General features: G+C 64.6%; 14 protein-coding genes. 13 read left to right on the top strand and 1 reads right to left on the bottom strand.

From position 1 onward, the window contains the following. Window positions 1-37 precede the first annotated feature (37 nt). From ACFSNN_RS02135 to ACFSNN_RS02075, 13 genes are all read left to right on the top strand, one after another. A complete protein-coding gene (locus ACFSNN_RS02135) occupies window positions 38-847 on the top strand; it encodes an enoyl-CoA hydratase family protein (RefSeq protein ID WP_134463375.1) in 810 nt (269 codons plus the stop codon). Further along, window positions 844-2025, top strand: coding sequence for an acyl-CoA dehydrogenase family protein (locus tag ACFSNN_RS02130; RefSeq protein ID WP_134463377.1), 1182 nt, complete (start codon window positions 844-846; stop codon window positions 2023-2025). The genes ACFSNN_RS02135 and ACFSNN_RS02130 overlap by 4 nt, the downstream gene beginning before the upstream one ends. Before the next feature lie 87 nt (window positions 2026-2112). Beyond that, window positions 2113-3177, top strand: coding sequence for an acyl-CoA dehydrogenase family protein (locus ACFSNN_RS02125; protein ID WP_134463379.1), 1065 nt, complete (start codon window positions 2113-2115; stop codon window positions 3175-3177). Next, entirely contained in the window at window positions 3174-4325 is a 1152-nt protein-coding gene (locus ACFSNN_RS02120; protein WP_134463381.1) for an acetyl-CoA C-acetyltransferase, read from the top strand. Before ACFSNN_RS02125 ends, ACFSNN_RS02120 begins: the two co-directional genes overlap by 4 nt. A gap of 27 nt (window positions 4326-4352) precedes the next feature. After that, a complete protein-coding gene (locus ACFSNN_RS02115; RefSeq protein ID WP_134463383.1) occupies window positions 4353-5228 on the top strand; it encodes an SDR family oxidoreductase in 876 nt (291 codons plus the stop codon). Between the two features lie 4 nt (window positions 5229-5232). After that, window positions 5233-6483, top strand: coding sequence for an acyl-CoA dehydrogenase family protein (locus tag ACFSNN_RS02110; RefSeq protein WP_134463385.1), 1251 nt, complete (start codon window positions 5233-5235; stop codon window positions 6481-6483). Continuing rightward, a complete protein-coding gene (locus ACFSNN_RS02105; RefSeq protein WP_134463387.1) occupies window positions 6483-7676 on the top strand; it encodes an acyl-CoA dehydrogenase family protein in 1194 nt (397 codons plus the stop codon). The genes ACFSNN_RS02110 and ACFSNN_RS02105 overlap by 1 nt, the downstream gene beginning before the upstream one ends. Further along, the gene (locus tag ACFSNN_RS02100; RefSeq protein WP_134463389.1) at window positions 7673-8476 is read left to right on the top strand and encodes an SDR family oxidoreductase; all 804 of its coding nucleotides are present in this window, start codon (window positions 7673-7675) and stop codon (window positions 8474-8476) included. Before ACFSNN_RS02105 ends, ACFSNN_RS02100 begins: the two co-directional genes overlap by 4 nt. Window positions 8477-8505: 29 nt before the next feature. Continuing rightward, complete coding sequence (locus tag ACFSNN_RS02095; protein ID WP_377689459.1) at window positions 8506-8970, top strand: MaoC family dehydratase; 465 nt, start codon at window positions 8506-8508, stop codon at window positions 8968-8970. Window positions 8971-9001: 31 nt separating this feature from the next. Continuing rightward, window positions 9002-10207 (top strand): acetyl-CoA C-acyltransferase, encoded by a 1206-nt coding sequence (locus ACFSNN_RS02090; RefSeq protein ID WP_134463391.1) that lies wholly within the window; start codon window positions 9002-9004, stop codon window positions 10205-10207. A 73-nt stretch (window positions 10208-10280) separates the two neighbouring features. Beyond that, window positions 10281-11279 carry a WD40/YVTN/BNR-like repeat-containing protein gene (locus ACFSNN_RS02085; protein ID WP_134463393.1) on the top strand — a complete coding sequence of 333 codons (999 nt, stop codon included), beginning with the start codon at window positions 10281-10283 and terminating at the stop codon, window positions 11277-11279. 111 nt (window positions 11280-11390) lie between these two features. Beyond that, window positions 11391-13883, top strand: coding sequence for an efflux RND transporter permease subunit (locus ACFSNN_RS02080; RefSeq protein ID WP_134463395.1), 2493 nt, complete (start codon window positions 11391-11393; stop codon window positions 13881-13883). Between the two features lie 163 nt (window positions 13884-14046). Continuing rightward, window positions 14047-15123 (top strand): Rieske 2Fe-2S domain-containing protein, encoded by a 1077-nt coding sequence (locus ACFSNN_RS02075; protein ID WP_134463397.1) that lies wholly within the window; start codon window positions 14047-14049, stop codon window positions 15121-15123. A gap of 55 nt (window positions 15124-15178) precedes the next feature. Here the strand turns inward: ACFSNN_RS02075 and ACFSNN_RS02070 are convergent. Further along, window positions 15179-16150, bottom strand: a 972-nt coding sequence (locus ACFSNN_RS02070; RefSeq protein ID WP_377779159.1) for a tyrosine-protein phosphatase, incomplete at its 5' end; no start/stop codon positions are given.

Genomic DNA, 16150 nt, shown 5'->3' with positions numbered 1-16150 from the left:
GCGGCAAATCCACACCATTCATCAGGGACGACAGACCATGACACAAGCCCTCGACAGCGTCCGCTCGCTGCCGTTCAGGATCGAACGCGAAGGCGGCATCGGCGAGCTGGTGATCGATCAGCCGCCGGTCAATGCGCTCGACTCGCAAGGCTGGCAGGCGCTCGCCGATGCGATCGACGCGCTCGGCCGTGACGACAGCGTGCACGTAATCGTGCTGCGCGGCGCGGGGCGCGGCTTTTGCGCGGGCGTCGATATCAAGGAACTGGCCGCGCATCCGGAGCGGATCGTCGCGGTCAACGCCGGCAACTATGCGACTTTTCGCGCGGTGCACCGCAATCCGAAACCGGTGATCGTCGCGGTGCACGGCTTCGTGCTGGGTGGCGGCATCGGCATCTGCGGCGCGGCGGACGTGATCGTCGCGTCGGAATGCGCGCGCTTCGGCGTGCCCGAGATCGACCGCGGTGCGATGGGCGGCGGCGCGCATTTGCAGCGCATGTTCGGCGTGCAAAAAGTGCGCGCGATGTATTTCACCGGCGAGATGGTCGACGCCGCCGAAGCCTATCGTCTCGGCGCAGTCGAACGCGTCGTGCCGCTCGAACAGTTGCGTGACGCGGCGTTGGACCTGGCCCGCAAGATCGCGGCGAAAAGTCCCGCGATGCTGCAACTCGCCAAGGAATCGCTGAACGGCGTCGAAGACGGCGACCTCGAAGACAAATACCGCTGGGAACAGGGCTTCACGTTGCAGGCCTACATGACGAACGATTCGGCCGAAGCACGCTCGGCGTTCGTCGAAAAACGCGATGCGCAGTTCGACGCCGCCCAACGCCAGGCCGGAGCGCGCGTATGAAGCTCGACTACACGCCGGAACAGCGCGTCTTTCGCGCCGAGATTCGCGGCTGGCTCGCCGAGCATGTGCCGCGCGAACCGCTGCCGAGTTTCGATACTGAAGCGGGCTTCGCCGCGCATCGCGCCTGGGAGCGCACGCTGCATTCGGGCCGCTGGAGCATGGTGACGTGGCCGCGCGAGTTGGGCGGACGCGGCTGCGATCTGATCGAGTGGCTGATCTTCGAAGAAGAGTACTGGCACGCCGACGCGCCGATGCGGGTGAACCAGAACGGCATCTTCCTGCTCGGGCCGACCTTGATGGACTTCGGCACCGAGGAGCAGAAGGCCCGCTTTCTGCCCGCGATGGCGGCCGGTGAACACGTGTGGGCGCAAGGCTGGTCCGAGCCGAATGCGGGCTCGGACATGGCCGCGATCCGCGCCAGCGCGACTCGCAGCGAAGGCGGCATGGGCGGCGAGTACATCCTCAACGGCCAGAAAATCTGGTCGACACGCGCGGTCTGGGCCGACTGGCTGTTCGGCCTGTTTCGCAGCGATCCGCAATCCACTCGCCATCACGGGCTGACTTTCCTGATGGTGCCGCTCGACGCACCCGGCATCACCGTGCGGCCGATCCGCCAGTTGAACGGCCACACCGGCTTTGCGGAGATTTTCTTCGACGACGTGCGCGTGCCGCTCGATCATCGTCTCGCCGGCGAAGGCATGGGCTGGCAGGTCGCGATGGCGACGGCCGGCTTCGAGCGCGGCCTGATGCTGCGTTCGCCGGCACGCTTTCAACGCACCGCCGAAGCGTTGCGCGAGCTCTATCTGGCGCATCGCGCCGAAGCCGATCGCGATCCGGCCTTGCGCGAGCGCGTGATCGACGCATGGATGGATGCGCAAGCCTACGCGCTCTCGACCTATGCAACCGCCAGCCGCTTGCAGAAGGGCGGCCATATCGGCGCGGAGTCGAGCACCAACAAGGTGTTCTGGTCCGAACTCGATCTGCGTATGCATCAGACCGCACTCGACATTCTCGGCGCGCGCGGCGAGGTGGTGCCGCGTACGCACGAGCAACACGCCGCGCTCGGCAACTGGCTCGACGGTTTTCTGTTCGCCCAGGCCGGGCCGATCTATGCGGGCACCAACGAGATCCAGCGCAACATCGTCGCGGAACGGATGCTGGGAATGCCGCGCACGTGAAAGCCGCACTTGTTGCCGCGTGCGTTGCGGATGCGGCACACCGCATCGAGCCTGCATTCAGACGCTTAAAGGATTGAGCGAGGAACTATGGATTTCGTATTCAACGAGGATCAGGAAGCGCTGGTCAGCAGCGTCAGGCGTTTTCTCATGACGGAGATGACGCCCGAGCTGATCCGCGAGTTGTGGAACACGCCGACAGGGCGCTCGGACAGCATCTGGAACCTGTTCGCCGCGCAAGGGCTGACGGCGCTATCGGTGCCGGAAAGTCACGACGGCATGGGTCTCGGCGAAGTGGAGTGGGCGTTGCTTGCGCAGACCTATGGTTACTTCGCCGCTCCCGAGCCGTTGCTCGATACCGCGCTGGTGTCCGTGGGCATGCTCGAAGCGCTGCCCGCGAGCGAGCGGCGCGACGCGCTATTGCGCGACATCGCGGCGGGCTCGGCGCGCGTGTCGATCGCGCATCCGGTGAACCCATATGTCAGCGACGCGCATGTTGCCCAGGTTTTGCTGGCCGAGCGCGATGGCGAGTTGCACTGGCTCACGCCGCACGCGTGCCGGCTGACTGCGGTGGAAAGCGTCGATCCGTCGCGGCGTCTGTTCGAAGTCGATTGGCGATCTTCGTCGGACACGCGCGTGGCATCGCGCGACGAAGCGGCGCCGATTCTTGCCGGCGCGCTGGATCGCGGCGCATTTGCTGTCGCCGCACAATTGCTCGGCCTGACCCAGCGCGTGCTGGACATGGCGATCGACTACAGCGCGCAGCGCAAGCAGTTCGGCAAACCGATCGGCTCGTATCAGGCGCTCAAACACCTGCTTGCCGATGTCGCGATCCGCTATGAATTCGCGCGGCCGGTGGTGCATCGCGCCGCGTGCGCAATCGCCGACAACGATCCGCAACGCGCGCTGTACGTCTCGCACGCCAGGCTCGCCGCCACCGCCGCGGCGCAACTCGCCGCGCGCCACGCGATGCAGGTGCATGGCGCAATCGGCTACACGTGGGAGCTGGATCTGCAGATTTTCATGAAACGCATCTGGGCGCTCACCAGCAGTTGGGGCGATACGACGTTTCACAAGGCCCGCGTCGCGGCAGCGCTGATCGATGCGCGCGTGCCGATTGGACCGGCCCATACTTTTGAACTGGAGTCCCGATGAAACAGGCTTATATCGTCGACGCGCTGCGTACGCCGACCGGCCGCCGCAAAGGCGGACTCGCGCAGGTGCACGCCGCTGACCTGGGCGGCTTCGTGTTGAAGGAACTGGTCTCGCGCAACGCGATTCCCGCAGAAGAGTACGACGACGTGGTGTTCGGCTGCGTCGATACGATCGGCCCGCTGGCGGGCAATATCGCTCGCACCTGCTGGCTTGCCGCGGGCTTGCCGCTGACGGTGCCCGGCGTGACCGTGGACCGTCAGTGCGGCTCATCGCAACAGGCGGTGCATTTCGCCGCTCAGGCGGTGATGAGCGGCACTCAGGACGTGGTGGTCGCGGGTGGCGTGCAGACCATGACGCAGATTCCGATTTCATCGGCGATGACGGCGGCCGTGCCGCTCGGTTTTGCCGATCCGTTTTCCGGCAGCATCGGGTGGCGGGCGCGTTTCGGCGATGCGCCGGTCTCGCAGTTTCACGCGGCGCAACGGATCGCGGATCACTGGAATTTGTCGCGCGAAACGATGGAACAGTACGCGCTCGAAAGTCACCGGCGCGCGCTGGCCGCGATCGAGAGCGGCTACTTCGCGCGTGAGATCGTGCCGTTCGCCGGCGTCGTCGACGATGAAACGCCGCGCAAAGACACCACGCTCGCGAAAATGGCGTCGCTCGAACCGTTGATGCCGGGCGGCGCGCTGACAGCCGCCGTCTCCAGTCAGACCTGCGATGCGGCAGCAGCCTTGCTGATCGTCTCCGAAGACGCGCTCAAACGCTACGGGCTCACGCCGCGTGCGCGCATCCATCATCTGAGCGTGCTCGGCGACGATCCACTGTGGATGCTCACCGCGCCGATTCCCGCGACGCGTCACGCGTTGCGCAAAGCCGGCCTGACGCTCGATGACGTCGACGTCGTCGAACTCAACGAGGCGTTCGCCTCGGTCGCATTGGCGTGGCTCGCCGAAACGCGCTATCCGCACGCACGCACCAACCCGAACGGCGGCGCGATCGCGCTCGGCCATCCGCTCGGCGCTACTGGCGCGCGGCTGATGACCAGCCTGCTGCACGAACTCGAGCGCACGCGAGGCCGCTATGGCTTGCAGACGATGTGCGAGGGCGGCGGGCTCGCCAACGTCACGATCATCGAGCGCCTGTAAGCGCATCACTGTCCACGAGGATCAAGCATGGGAATCTGCAATGGCCGCACGGTGATCATCACCGGCGCGGGAGGCGGGCTGGGCCGCGAATATGCACTAGCGTACGCCGCCGAAGGCGCGGCGGTGGTGGTCAACGACATTCGCCGCGACGCCGCGCAAGCCGTGTGCGACGAGATCGCGCGGGCCGGCGGGCGGGCGCTCGCCAACGCGGACGACATCACGCGAATCGACACCGCGCAACGCATCGTCGATGCCGCGCATGAGGCGTTCGGTGAGATTCACGCGCTGGTGAACAACGCGGGCATCTGCCGCGACCGGATGTTCGCCAGCATGACCGAAGACGATTGGGACGACGTGATGCGCGTGCATCTGCGTGGCCACTTCTGTCTTTCGCAATTGCTCGCGCGTGAATGGCGTGAGGCGTCGAAGGCGGGCGCCGCCGTGGATGCCCGCATTATCAACACCAGTTCCGGCGCCGGTCTGCAAGGCTCGATCGGCCAGGCGAACTATGGCGCGGCGAAGGCGGCCATCGCGGCGCTCACGTTGATGCAGGCCGTCGAGCTGCAGCGTTACGGCATCCGGGTGAATGCGCTGGCGCCCGCCGCGCGCACCTCGATGACCGAAGGCGTGTTCGCCGACATGATGAAAAAGCCCGCCGACGGCTTCGACTACTTCGATCCCGCCAACGTCGCGCCGCTCGTGGTATGGCTCGGCAGCGAGCAGTCAAGCGAAGTCACCGGCCAGGTGTTCGAGGCCGCCGGCGGCATGATCGCGGTTGCCGAAGGCTGGCGCACGGGACCGCGAATCGATCATGGCGCGCGCTGGAACGTCACCGAGATCGGCGGCGCGGTCACCGCGCTGGTCGCGCGGCGCGAGCCGGCGCAACGTGTCTACGGAAGCTGATGCGATGAACCTCGCTCTCTCCGAAGAACAGGTCATGATCCGCGACGCGGCGGCCGAGGTGCTGGCCGAGCGCAGCGCATCGGCGGCCGTGCGGCACGCGGTCGAACACTGCGCCGGTCGCGACGATGCGTTGTGGCGCACGCTCGCGGGAGAACTTGGCTGGTGCGCGCTGACGGTGCCGGAAGCGTCGGGTGGCGCGGGTCTAGGCGCGACCGAGCTGGTGCTGATGATGGAGCAGATGGGGCGGCGGCTCGCCTGCGTGCCTTACTTCGGCACGGTCTGCCTCGCGGCGACGGCGCTCGCGCACTGCGACACCGAAGCGGCCCGCGAGCGGCTCGCGCGAATCGCGAGTGGCGAATCGAGTGCGACGCTGGCGCTGCCGCTTTCCGCGAGTTTCGATTTCACGGGCGCACGGAGCGTGCCGCTGTTCGCCGAAGAAACCGCCAGTGGCTATCGGTTGTCGGGCACGTTGGCTCAGGTAGTGGACGGCGTGAGCGCGGAGCTTCTGCTGGTGCCCGCGCGCATCGCGAATGAAGCGCAGGCGCTTGCGCTATTCGAGTTGCAGGGCGTTGATATCGCAGGCCTCACGCGCACGCCGCTCGTTACGCTCGATGCAACGCGTCCGTTGGCCAGGCTTGATCTGCGTGCCGTCGAGGTGCCGCGTTCGGCGTTGCTTGCGCGTGGCCTTCGGGCTGAGCGCGCGCTTTCGCATACCGCCTGGTTTGCCGCGCTGGCGCTTGCCGCCGAGCAGGTCGGCGGCGCGCAGCAATGCCTCGACCTCACGCTTGCCTATACGGCTGATCGCGTGCAATTCGGCCGCGCGATCGCTTCGTTCCAAGCCGTCAAACACCGCTGCGCGCAGATGATGGTCGAGATCGAGGCGAGCCGCTCGATGGTGCTCGGCGCGGCGCAGGCGTGGGATCGCGCCAGTGCCGCTGCCGTTGCGGCCGATGCCGGTGCCGATGAAGATGAGACGCTCGCCGACCTTGCCGCCGCAAAAGCCGCCGCCAACGACGCCTTCCGTTTCTGCGCGCAGGAAGCAATTCAACTGCATGGCGGCGTGGGCTTCACATGGGAATACGACCCGCAACTGTATTTCAAGCGAGCGCAGGCAGCGGGCGCGATGTTCGGCACGACATCGCAGATGCTGTCGTTCATCGCGCAACACGTGATGGCTCGCGACGAGCGGGCGTCGAACACGGCGGCGCTTGTGCATGCCGGTCACGCGCAAAACGTGCTCGCGGGAGTCCTGTGATGAACAGCGAAACGCAGTATCGGCGCTTGCGCGTCGAAGTCGCGGACTGGATGCGCACGCATTTGAGCGGCGAGTTCGCCTGTCTCAAGTACCGTGGCGGTCCCGGCGACGAAGAAGCTTATCCCGCGCTACGCAAGCAATGGGAACGCGAACTCGCGGCGGCAGGCTGGACCGGCCTCGGCTGGCCCGCCGGCGAAGGTGGCCGCGGCTTCACGGTGGCCGAGCAGGTGATCTTCCACGAGGAATATGCACGCGCCGGCGGTCCGGGCCGAATGGGTCATATCGGCGAAGGCTTGCTGGGACCGACCCTGATCGCCTGCGGCACCGAAGCTCAGCGCAAGCGCTTCCTGCCCGGCATCCTCGACGGCAAACAGTTCTGGTGCCAGGGCTATTCGGAACCAGGCGCGGGCTCCGACCTTGCCAATATCCGCACGCGCGCTGTCCGCGACGACGAGGGCAACTGGCGCGTGCATGGACAGAAAGTGTGGACGTCACTCGCGCACGACTCCGACTGGATCTTCGTCGTCGCGCGAACCGATCCGGAGTCGCGCGGCAATCGCGGACTCTCGTTCCTGCTCCTGCCGCTCGATCAACCTGGCATCGAGATTCGTCCGATCAGACAGATGAACGGCGGCGCCGAATTCAACGAGGTGTTCTTCGACGGCGCGCTCGCCGCCGCTGATGATCTGGTCGGTGCGCAGGGCGACGGCTGGCGCATTGCGATGACCTTGCTCGGCTTCGAACGGGGCATGTCCACGCTCGGCCAGCAGATGCAGTTCATCCGCGAACTCGAATGGGTGATCGACGCGGCTCACGAAGCGGGCGTCGCGCGCGACGCGGTGATCCGGCAGCGCATTGCACGCGCGTGGGCCGGCTTGCGTGTGATGCGCTACAACGCGCTGCGCATGCTGGCCGGCGCCGATGAATCGTCCGGCGGCGCATTGGGCCGCGAAGCGCTGATCTACAAGTATTACTGGTCGAACTGGCATCGCGAGCTGGGCCAACTCGCGATGGACGTACTTGGACTCGATGCCAACCTGATCGCCGGCGACGATGACAAACGCACCCGTCTGCAAGGCGTCTTCCTGTTCTCACGCGCCGACACGATCTACGCGGGCACCAACGAAATCCAGCTCAACATCATGGCCGAGCGCGGGCTCGGCATGCCGAAAGAACCCAGAGGAACGCTATGAACGAGTCTCAAACGGTGCGCAGCGCGCCCGCGTATGTACCCGGCCATGGACTGCTGGCGGGCAAGTCCGTGCTGATCACCGCCGCGGCCGGCGTGGGGATCGGTTTCGCCGCAGCGAAGCGATGCGCGGAAGAAGGCTGCCGCGCGCTCTTTATCTCCGACATCCACGAGAGGCGGCTTTCGCAAGCGGTCGAAACGTTGCGCGCTGAAACCGGCTTGCACGCGATCCACGGGCGTCTGTGCAACGTTTCGGTGGAAGACGACGTGCGCGCGCTGGTGGCCGACGCGGAGGAAAAACTGCAAGGCGTGGACGTGCTGATCAATAACGCCGGACTGGGCGGCGCGCGCCGCATCGTCGAAATGGACGATGCGCAATGGTCGCGCGTGATCGACATTAGCCTCACCGGCACCTTCCGCATGACGCGGGCGATGTTGCCGCACATGCAGCAACGTGGGCATGGCGTGATCGTCAACAACGCATCGGTGCTCGGCTGGCGGGCGCAGGCGGAACAGGCGCACTACGCCGCGGCGAAAGCCGGCGTGATGGCGCTCACACGGTGTGCCGCGCTGGAAGCCGCGCCTTACGGCGTGCGCATCAACGCCGTGGCGCCGAGTATCGCGCTGCACGATTTTCTGAAGAAGTCGGCTTCGGCCGACCTGCTCGATCAACTGGCGTCGCGCGAAGCATTTGGACGCGCCGCCGAAGTGTGGGAGGTGGCGAACGTGATGGTCTTTCTGGCAAGCGACTACGCGTCGTATATGACCGGCGAAGTGTTGTCGGTCAGCAGTCAGCATGCGTGATGGAGTGCGCCGTGGCTGAAATAAATGCGTTGCAACGCAGCGCGCGCGTATTCGCGCATCCGCGCGAGTTGATCGCGGCAGCGGGTGAACAGCTCGGCACGAGCGCGTGGCTCGAGGTCGATCAAACGCGCATCGACCGTTTCGCCGACGCGACGCTGGATCATCAATGGGTCCACGTCGATGCCGAACGCGCAAAGGACGGTCCGTTCGGCGCGTGTATCGCGCACGGTTTCCTCACGCTCTCGCTGGTCAATTTCTTTTTGCCGCAGATCGTTTGCATCGAGGGCGCGCGGCTTGGCGTCAACTACGGCTGCGACCGGATCCGCTTTCCCGCGCCGGTGCGAGTGGGCGCGCGCGTTCGCGGCGTCGGCCAGGTATTGCGCGCCGAAGCGTTCGAGGGCGGTGTGCAGGCGTGGATACGCGTGAGCGTCGAGATCGAGGGCGAGCCCAAGCCCGGTTGCGTGGCCGACACCATCAGCCGTTACTACCTGTAGAAACCTGTAGAACCCGTAAAGGAAAGAGCTCATGAACGAAGCGGTCATCGTGTCGGTTGCACGCACACCGGTCGGCAAAGCGTATCGCGGCGTGTTCAACGATACCGAAGCGCCCACGCTAGGCGGCCACGTAGTGCGGGCGGCGCTGGAGCGCGCGCAACTGGAAGGCGCCGAGATCGACGATGTGCTGATGGGCTGCGCCGCGCAGCAGGGCACGCAGGGCTACAACATAGGCCGCCTTTCGGCTGCCGCGGCCGGTTTGCCTCTTTCGGTGCCGGGCATGGCGATGGACCGCATGTGCTCGTCCGGTCTGATGACGATCGCGACCGCAGCGCAGAACATCGTATGTGGCGACGCGCGGATCGTGATCGCGGGCGGCGTCGAATCGATCACGCTCACGCAGAACAAACACAAGAACGCGTACCGGGCTCGCTCGAACGCGGTGTTGGCGAATCAGCCTTCGGCGTATATGGCGATGATCGAAACGGCGGAGGTCGTTTCGCGCCGCTACCGGATTTCCCGCGAGGCTCAGGATGAGTACGCGTTGACGAGCCAGCAGCGCACGGCGGCTGCGCAGGCGGCGGGTCGCTTCGATGAAGAGATTGTGCCACTGGAAGTGCAGCGCGCGCTGTTCGACAAGGAAGGCAAGCAAACGGGCAGCGAGACCGTGCGCGCCACACGCGACGAATGCAATCGCGCCGACACGACAGCGGAGAGCCTCGCTGCGCTGAGGCCAGTTTGGAGCGGCGGCGAAGCGGTCGCACAGGGCGAGTTCATCACGGCGGGCAACGCGTCGCAATTGTCCGACGGCGCGGCGGCCGTGGTCATGATGAGCGCGGCGGAAGCGAAGCGACGCGGCCTCGCACCGCTCGGCATCTATCGCGGCATGGCGGTAGCCGGTTGCGACGCCGACGAAATGGGCATCGGCCCGGCGCTCGCGGTGCCGAAGCTGTTGGCGCGGCATCGGCTGGCGGTGAGCGACATCGGCCTGTGGGAGATGAACGAGGCGTTCGCGTGCCAGGTGATCTACTGCCGCGATCAATTGCGCATTCCCGCTGAGCGGCTGAACGTGAACGGTGGTGCGATCTCGGTGGGCCATCCGTTCGGCATGTCGGGTACGCGCATGACGCTGCACGGTCTGCTCGAAGCGCGGCGGCGTGGCGTGCGCTATGTGGTCGTGACCATGTGCATCGGCGGCGGCATGGGTGCGGCGGCGCTCTTTGATACAGCGGCATAGATCGCGGTCGGAGCTGTGCATGGGACCAGAGTAAGGCGCTAAAGCGCCAACTCTGGTCGACAGGAGACAAAGTATGAAATCGGCACTACCTGGGTTGCTGCTCTCAGCAGCCGTGCTGGGCGCAGCGCTATTCGCGTTCTCGCCACGGCCGGTCCCCGCGTTCGCGGCCACGGCCATCGAAGCTAATCATCTGCAGATCAATGGGCTCGCCAACGCGGGTACGGGACTCGTCGCGGTGGGCGAGCGCGGTGTGATCCTGCTGAGCGGCGACAAGGGCGCATCGTGGCGGCAAGCGGCGGTGACGCCCAATGAAGCCTCGGCGCTCACGCAGGTGTTCTTCATCTCACCGCGCGTCGGCATCGCGGTCGGCCACGACGGCTGGATCGTGCGCACCGTCGATGGCGGCGCGCACTGGAGGGAAGTGCGCTTCGATCACAAACACTCGGATCCGCTGCTGTCGGTGTGGGGCAATGCGGACGGGCTCGTAGTCGTGACCGGCAGCTTCGGCCAGTTGTTCGTCTCTCACGACGCAGGCGCGACCTGGACCCAGCAGAAGACGCCCGCCGACGACCGTCATCTGAACGCGATTGCCGGCGACAACAGCGGGCGACTGATGATCGCCGGCGAGACCGGCACGCTGCTGCGTTCCACAGACTACGGCGCGACCTGGGAGAAGCGTCCTGTGCCCTATCAAGGCTCGCTATTCGGCGTGCTGAATCTGGCCGACGGCGACTGGCTCGCGTACGGCATGCGCGGCAACGTGCTGCGCAGCACCGATCAGGGCGAGACGTGGACGCATGTGGACAGCGGCGTCGGCACCTCGTACTTCGGCGCGGTGCAACTCGCCGACGGCGAACTGGTGCTGGTCGGCCAGGGCGGCGCGATCGTCACCTCGCGGGACGGCGGCTCGACTTATACGGTGCGCAAGGTCGGCGGCGTGCAGAGTCTTGCGGCGGTGGTCGATGCCGGACATGGCGAACTGGCGCTCGGCGGTGAAGCGGGCGTCGCGCTATTGCCGGTCACGGCGCCGCCGCGAGCCGGTCGGGCCGCAAACGGCGCGCCGTCTTCCTGACGCTGCGGCTCGAACTACCTGCTCATCGTTTGCCGATCTTTTGCCGCGCGCTCGCCGGTCGTTATCCAGCCGCGTGCGCGGGCTTTCCGTAGTCTTGCCGTGAGACGCACCATGAACGCTTCGTCCCATTCTTCCGTGTCCCGCTCTCCGTCGCGTTTGTCACGCTTTGTCGAGCGCTGTGCCGACGCCATCATGCGCCACCGGCGTATCCTTCTCACGCTTTGTCTCGCGCTGACGGTAGCGCTGGGTTGCTCCGCGACGCGTTTGCGGCTCGACCCCGGGTTCAACAAGATGATCCCGATGCAGCATCCGTACATGCAGGTGTTCAGTCGCTACGCGAGCGCCTTTCCCGGCGCGAACACGATTCTCGTGAGTCTGCGCTGGAAAGGTCATGGCGACATCTACAACCAGGCGTTCATGGACGATCTGCGTCACGCTACCGACGACGTGTTCTTCATCCCCGGCGTGAACCGCTCGCGCGTGTTTTCGCTATTCACGCCGAACGTGCGCTACACGGAGGTGACCGAAGCCGGTTTTCGTGGCGATGTGGTCGTGCCCGGTCAGTTCAGCAGCGCGAATCCCGCCGATCTCGCCACGGTGCGCCGCAACGTCGCGCGTTCCGGCCAGATCGGCCGGCTGGTCGGCAACGATCTGCATTCCGCGCTGATACGCGCGGAGTTGCGCGAGACCGATCCAGCGACCGGCAAGCATCTTGACTACAGCGCAGTAGCGCGGCAACTCGAAGAGATTCGCGCGCGGTATTCGAAGCAGGATGTCGAGGTCGACATCATCGGCTTCGCGAAACTCGTCGGCGATGTGGAGGCGGGCATTAGCGGCGTGATCGGGTTTTTCGCGCTGGCGTTTCTGATCACTGCGGCGTTGCTGCTGCTCTACACGCGTTCCGCGAAAACCACGGCACTCGCGCTCTTTGTTGCGTTGCTGCCGGTGGTGTGGCTGCTCGGCGCGCTGCCGATTCTTGGGCTCGGCATCGATCCAATGTCGATACTCGTGCCATTCCTGATCTTCTCGATCGGCGTCTCGCACGCGGTGCAAATGACGAACGCGTGGAAACAGGCGCTGGTAGCCGGCATGTCTTCCGTCGACGCCGCGCGCGACGCGTTTCGAAAGCTGTTTGTGCCGGGCACCGTGGCCTTGCTGACGAACGCGCTGGGCTTCATGGTGATCATGCGCATCCAGATCGAGATCGTGCGCGAGCTGGGCGTCACGGCGTGTCTCGGTGTGCTGCTGATGATCGTCACCAACAAGGTATTTCTGCCGATTCTGCTGTCGTATACGCGGCTCGAAACGGCCACGCTGGCGCGCGCGCAGCGCCGCGCGGCGGCGGGCGGCAGCCGGCTGTGGACGCGCTTTGCCGTGTTCGCGCGGCCCGCGCCTGCGCTCGGCGTGTTTGCGGCCGCGCTGGTGTTGCTCGCGTTCGGCGCGAAGGCGTCGCGCGATCTGCAGATCGGCGATATCGGTTCCGGTGCGCCCGAGTTGCGCGCCACCTCGCGCTACAACCTCGACAACGCGCGCATCACGAGCGAATACAACATCGGCGTCGATGCGCTCTCGGTGATCGTCGAGACCACCGGTTTCGACGACGCCTGTCTGCACTATCCGGTGATGAGCGCGATCGAGCGCTTCGAAATGGAAATGCGTGGTGTGGCGGGCGTGCAATCGGTGGTGAGCGTGCCGTCGCTCGCGAAGATTTCGATTGCCGCGTTCAACGAAGGCAATCCGCGCTGGGGCGCGCTGCCGCGGTCCAGCGATGGTCTCACGCAAGGCGCCAATGCCTTCGATCCTGATAACGGCATGAACACCGCAAACTGTCAGGTGATTCAGGTGTTGATCTATACGGCGAATCACGAGGGCAGGACCATCGCGCACATCGTCGATGAAATCAAACGCGTTGCCGCGCAGGATCACACGCCGAATGTGGCGTTCCGGCTCGCGGGCGGCAATGTCGGTGTGATGGCGGCGACCAACGAGGCGGTCGGCGATGCCGAAGTCGCCATGCTGCTGTCGATTTTTGGTGCGATTGCATTGTTGTGCGTGGTGACGTTCCGTTCATGGCGCGCGGTGTTATGCATCGTCGTGCCGCTCACGGTGGTGTCGATTCTGTGCAATGCGGTGATGGCGTGGCTCGGCATCGGCCTGAAGGTCGCGACTTTGCCGGTGATTACGCTCGGCGTCGGTGTCGGGGTCGATTACGGCATCTATCTGTACGAACGCTTGCAGCACGAACTGCGCGGCGGGGCGAGCTTGCCCCACGCGTTCGCGGCCGCCATGTGTCAGCGCGGCACTGCCGCATTGTTCACGGCGGTGACGATGTTTATCGGCGTGGGGACATGGGCGTTTTCCGCGCTGAAGTTCCAGGTGGATATGGGCGTGTTGCTCGCCTTCATGTTCCTCGTGAATCTGTTCGGCGCGGTGTTTCTGCTGCCGGCGCTCGCGGCGTGGCTCGGTGTCGAACGCGTGGAACGGCGCGCGGGTGGCGCCATGGTTGCGCCGCCCACTGTCGCGTCCGCACCCGCCCCTGGCGCTGCCATGTCCGCGAAAACCGCGCAGCCGGCCACGCTGGAGCATGGCAATTCGGCGCGCTAGGGCTAGTTGAGTTACGGGCTGCCTAGTCCGTCGGGACGATGAACGAACTTCGAGCCGCGTCTATCGTCAGGCGTGAGCGCGCGAATCCGCGCGCTTTCCAAACACCATACCTATGACGGCGGCGGGCTGGCCGCGCCGCGTTTTCCATCGGAGGAGATAACAGATGTCCGCACGTCCCTACAAAATCGAGGCGCAACCGCTCGTGCAGCGCTATGCGCGCGGCTGGCATTGCCTCGGTCTCGCAAGCGAATACAAGGACGGCCAGCCGCACACGCTGAATATTTTCGGCCAGCGTCTTGCCGCATTCGTGGACTCGCATGGCCGCGTCAATGTGGTCGACGGCTATTGTCCGCATATGGGCGCCGATCTGAGCACCGGACGCGTCGACGGCGATACACTGGTCTGCCCGTTTCACGGCTGGCAGTGGGGCGGCGACGGCAGTTGCCAGTCGATTCCCTATTGCAAGAGGATCCCGCCGAAGGCCAGAATCGGCACCTGGCAAACCTGCGAGCAGAACCAGTTGCTGTTTATCTGGCACGACCCTGAAGGCAACCCGCCGGGCGACGAAGTGGCGATTCCGCGAATCGAAGCCTGCTTCTCCGAAGAGTGGTCGGACTGGGTGATCGACCGCATGGTGATCGGCACCAATTGCCGCGAGTTGGTCGACAACATCTCCGACATGGCGCACTTCGCGACCGTGCACGGTGCGCCGGTCGATTACTTTGCGAATCTGTTCGAAGGACATAAGGCGACTCAGTTGCTGGTTGGTCGAAGCGAGCGCCTCGGTGACGATGAACTGATCGCGCTGTCCACGTATTTCGGCCCCGCGTATCACATTACAGAAATGACGGGAAAGAGCGGCGGGCATCCGATTCATTCGATTCTGCTGAACTGTCACGTGCCGATCGACATGCACAGCTTCGAGTTGCGTTACGGCGTGATGGTGAAGAAGGTGCCAGGTTTGACGGACGAACAGAACATGGAGATTGCGCGCGCTTATTCGAAGCAGGCGCAGGCCGCGTTCTACGAGGACGTAGCGATCTGGGACACCAAGACGCGGATCGACAATCCGCTACTGTGTGAAGGCGACGGACCGCTGTATCAGATGCGCGACTGGTACTCGCAGTTCTATCTGGATGCAGCGGACGTGCGTCCGTCGAGTACTGCGAAAAAGGTGGTGGAGATCAAGGTGCGCGAGGGCGGGACGCCGCCGCCGTTACGGCACGTGTTTGAAGGCTGATCGATGTTTTGAGGGCGGTGCATGCACCGCTTTTTCTATGGTGCGGTCTGATTGATTACGATGGCTGATCGGGCGCACTGAGATAGTTCGCGCGGATCTTGTCGACGTTTATGTGCAGGACATCGACGAGGTAACGCTGCATGCCGCCATATTGCTGGTCGATGACTTGCATGGCCGCGCCGATGTAATCGGGATCGACTGCGAGCAGCGGCGCCAACACGTCGGGGGCCACGCCGATCTTCTGCAATTGCACGGTGGCCTGTGCGTTGGCGGCGGCGTTGTAGCGATTCGATTCCAGATAATTCGCGATGGTGGTGGCGCGGTCGACGCCGAGCGCGGACAACAGCAGGACAGTGGCGAAGCCGGTGCGGTCTTTGCCTGCGGTGCAGTGGTAGAGAATGGTGCGGTTGTCTTCGGCCAGCTTCAGGAAGCGGGTGAATTGGGGTTGGTATTTTTCTGGGAATTGTTTGTATAGAGAGATCATGAAGTCATGCGTATCCTCGGGGGTCGAGCGCTTTAGCATTGGGATGATGGCATCCGGTGCCAGGTTGCCGGCTAGTACCGGGTCGGGCTGGTAGGGGAATTGTTCTGTGAAGCTTTGTTCTGTGGGTTTCTTCTCGCTCGCGGCGCGAAAGTCTACTATTGCGTCCAGATGCATTGATTTTAGTTTTTCAATGTCGGCTGGACTGGCTGAGGTGGGGTTGCCGCTGCGGTAGAGGCGATGTGGGGTGATACGGCGGTGATCGCGGGTTTCTATTCCTGATAGGTCCCGGGTGTTTTGTATTCTTTCCAGTGGGATGTAGTGGTCTGTTGTCCAGATTGTCTGCGCTTGCGCGGGGAGCGTTGAGGTCATTAGGAGCGCGGCTACGGTAATTGATTTGAGCATTTTTTTCACAATTGATTGTCTGGCTAATTGTGAGGGCCTTTCCGGGGAGTGTCTGAATTTTTGTGTGCAAGGCAGATAAAAACCTGCCGTCTGACAGGTCGTCAATTGCATTCTACAAATGATGCCTGGTGAAGCGATCCT

This window comes from Paraburkholderia dipogonis (assembly GCF_042680985.1).
In the GTDB taxonomy this organism is placed as follows: Bacteria; Pseudomonadota; Gammaproteobacteria; order Burkholderiales; family Burkholderiaceae; genus Paraburkholderia; species Paraburkholderia phytofirmans.
Note: the sequence above shows the minus strand (reverse complement) of the source record. Positions and strands in the feature narration are given on the sequence as shown.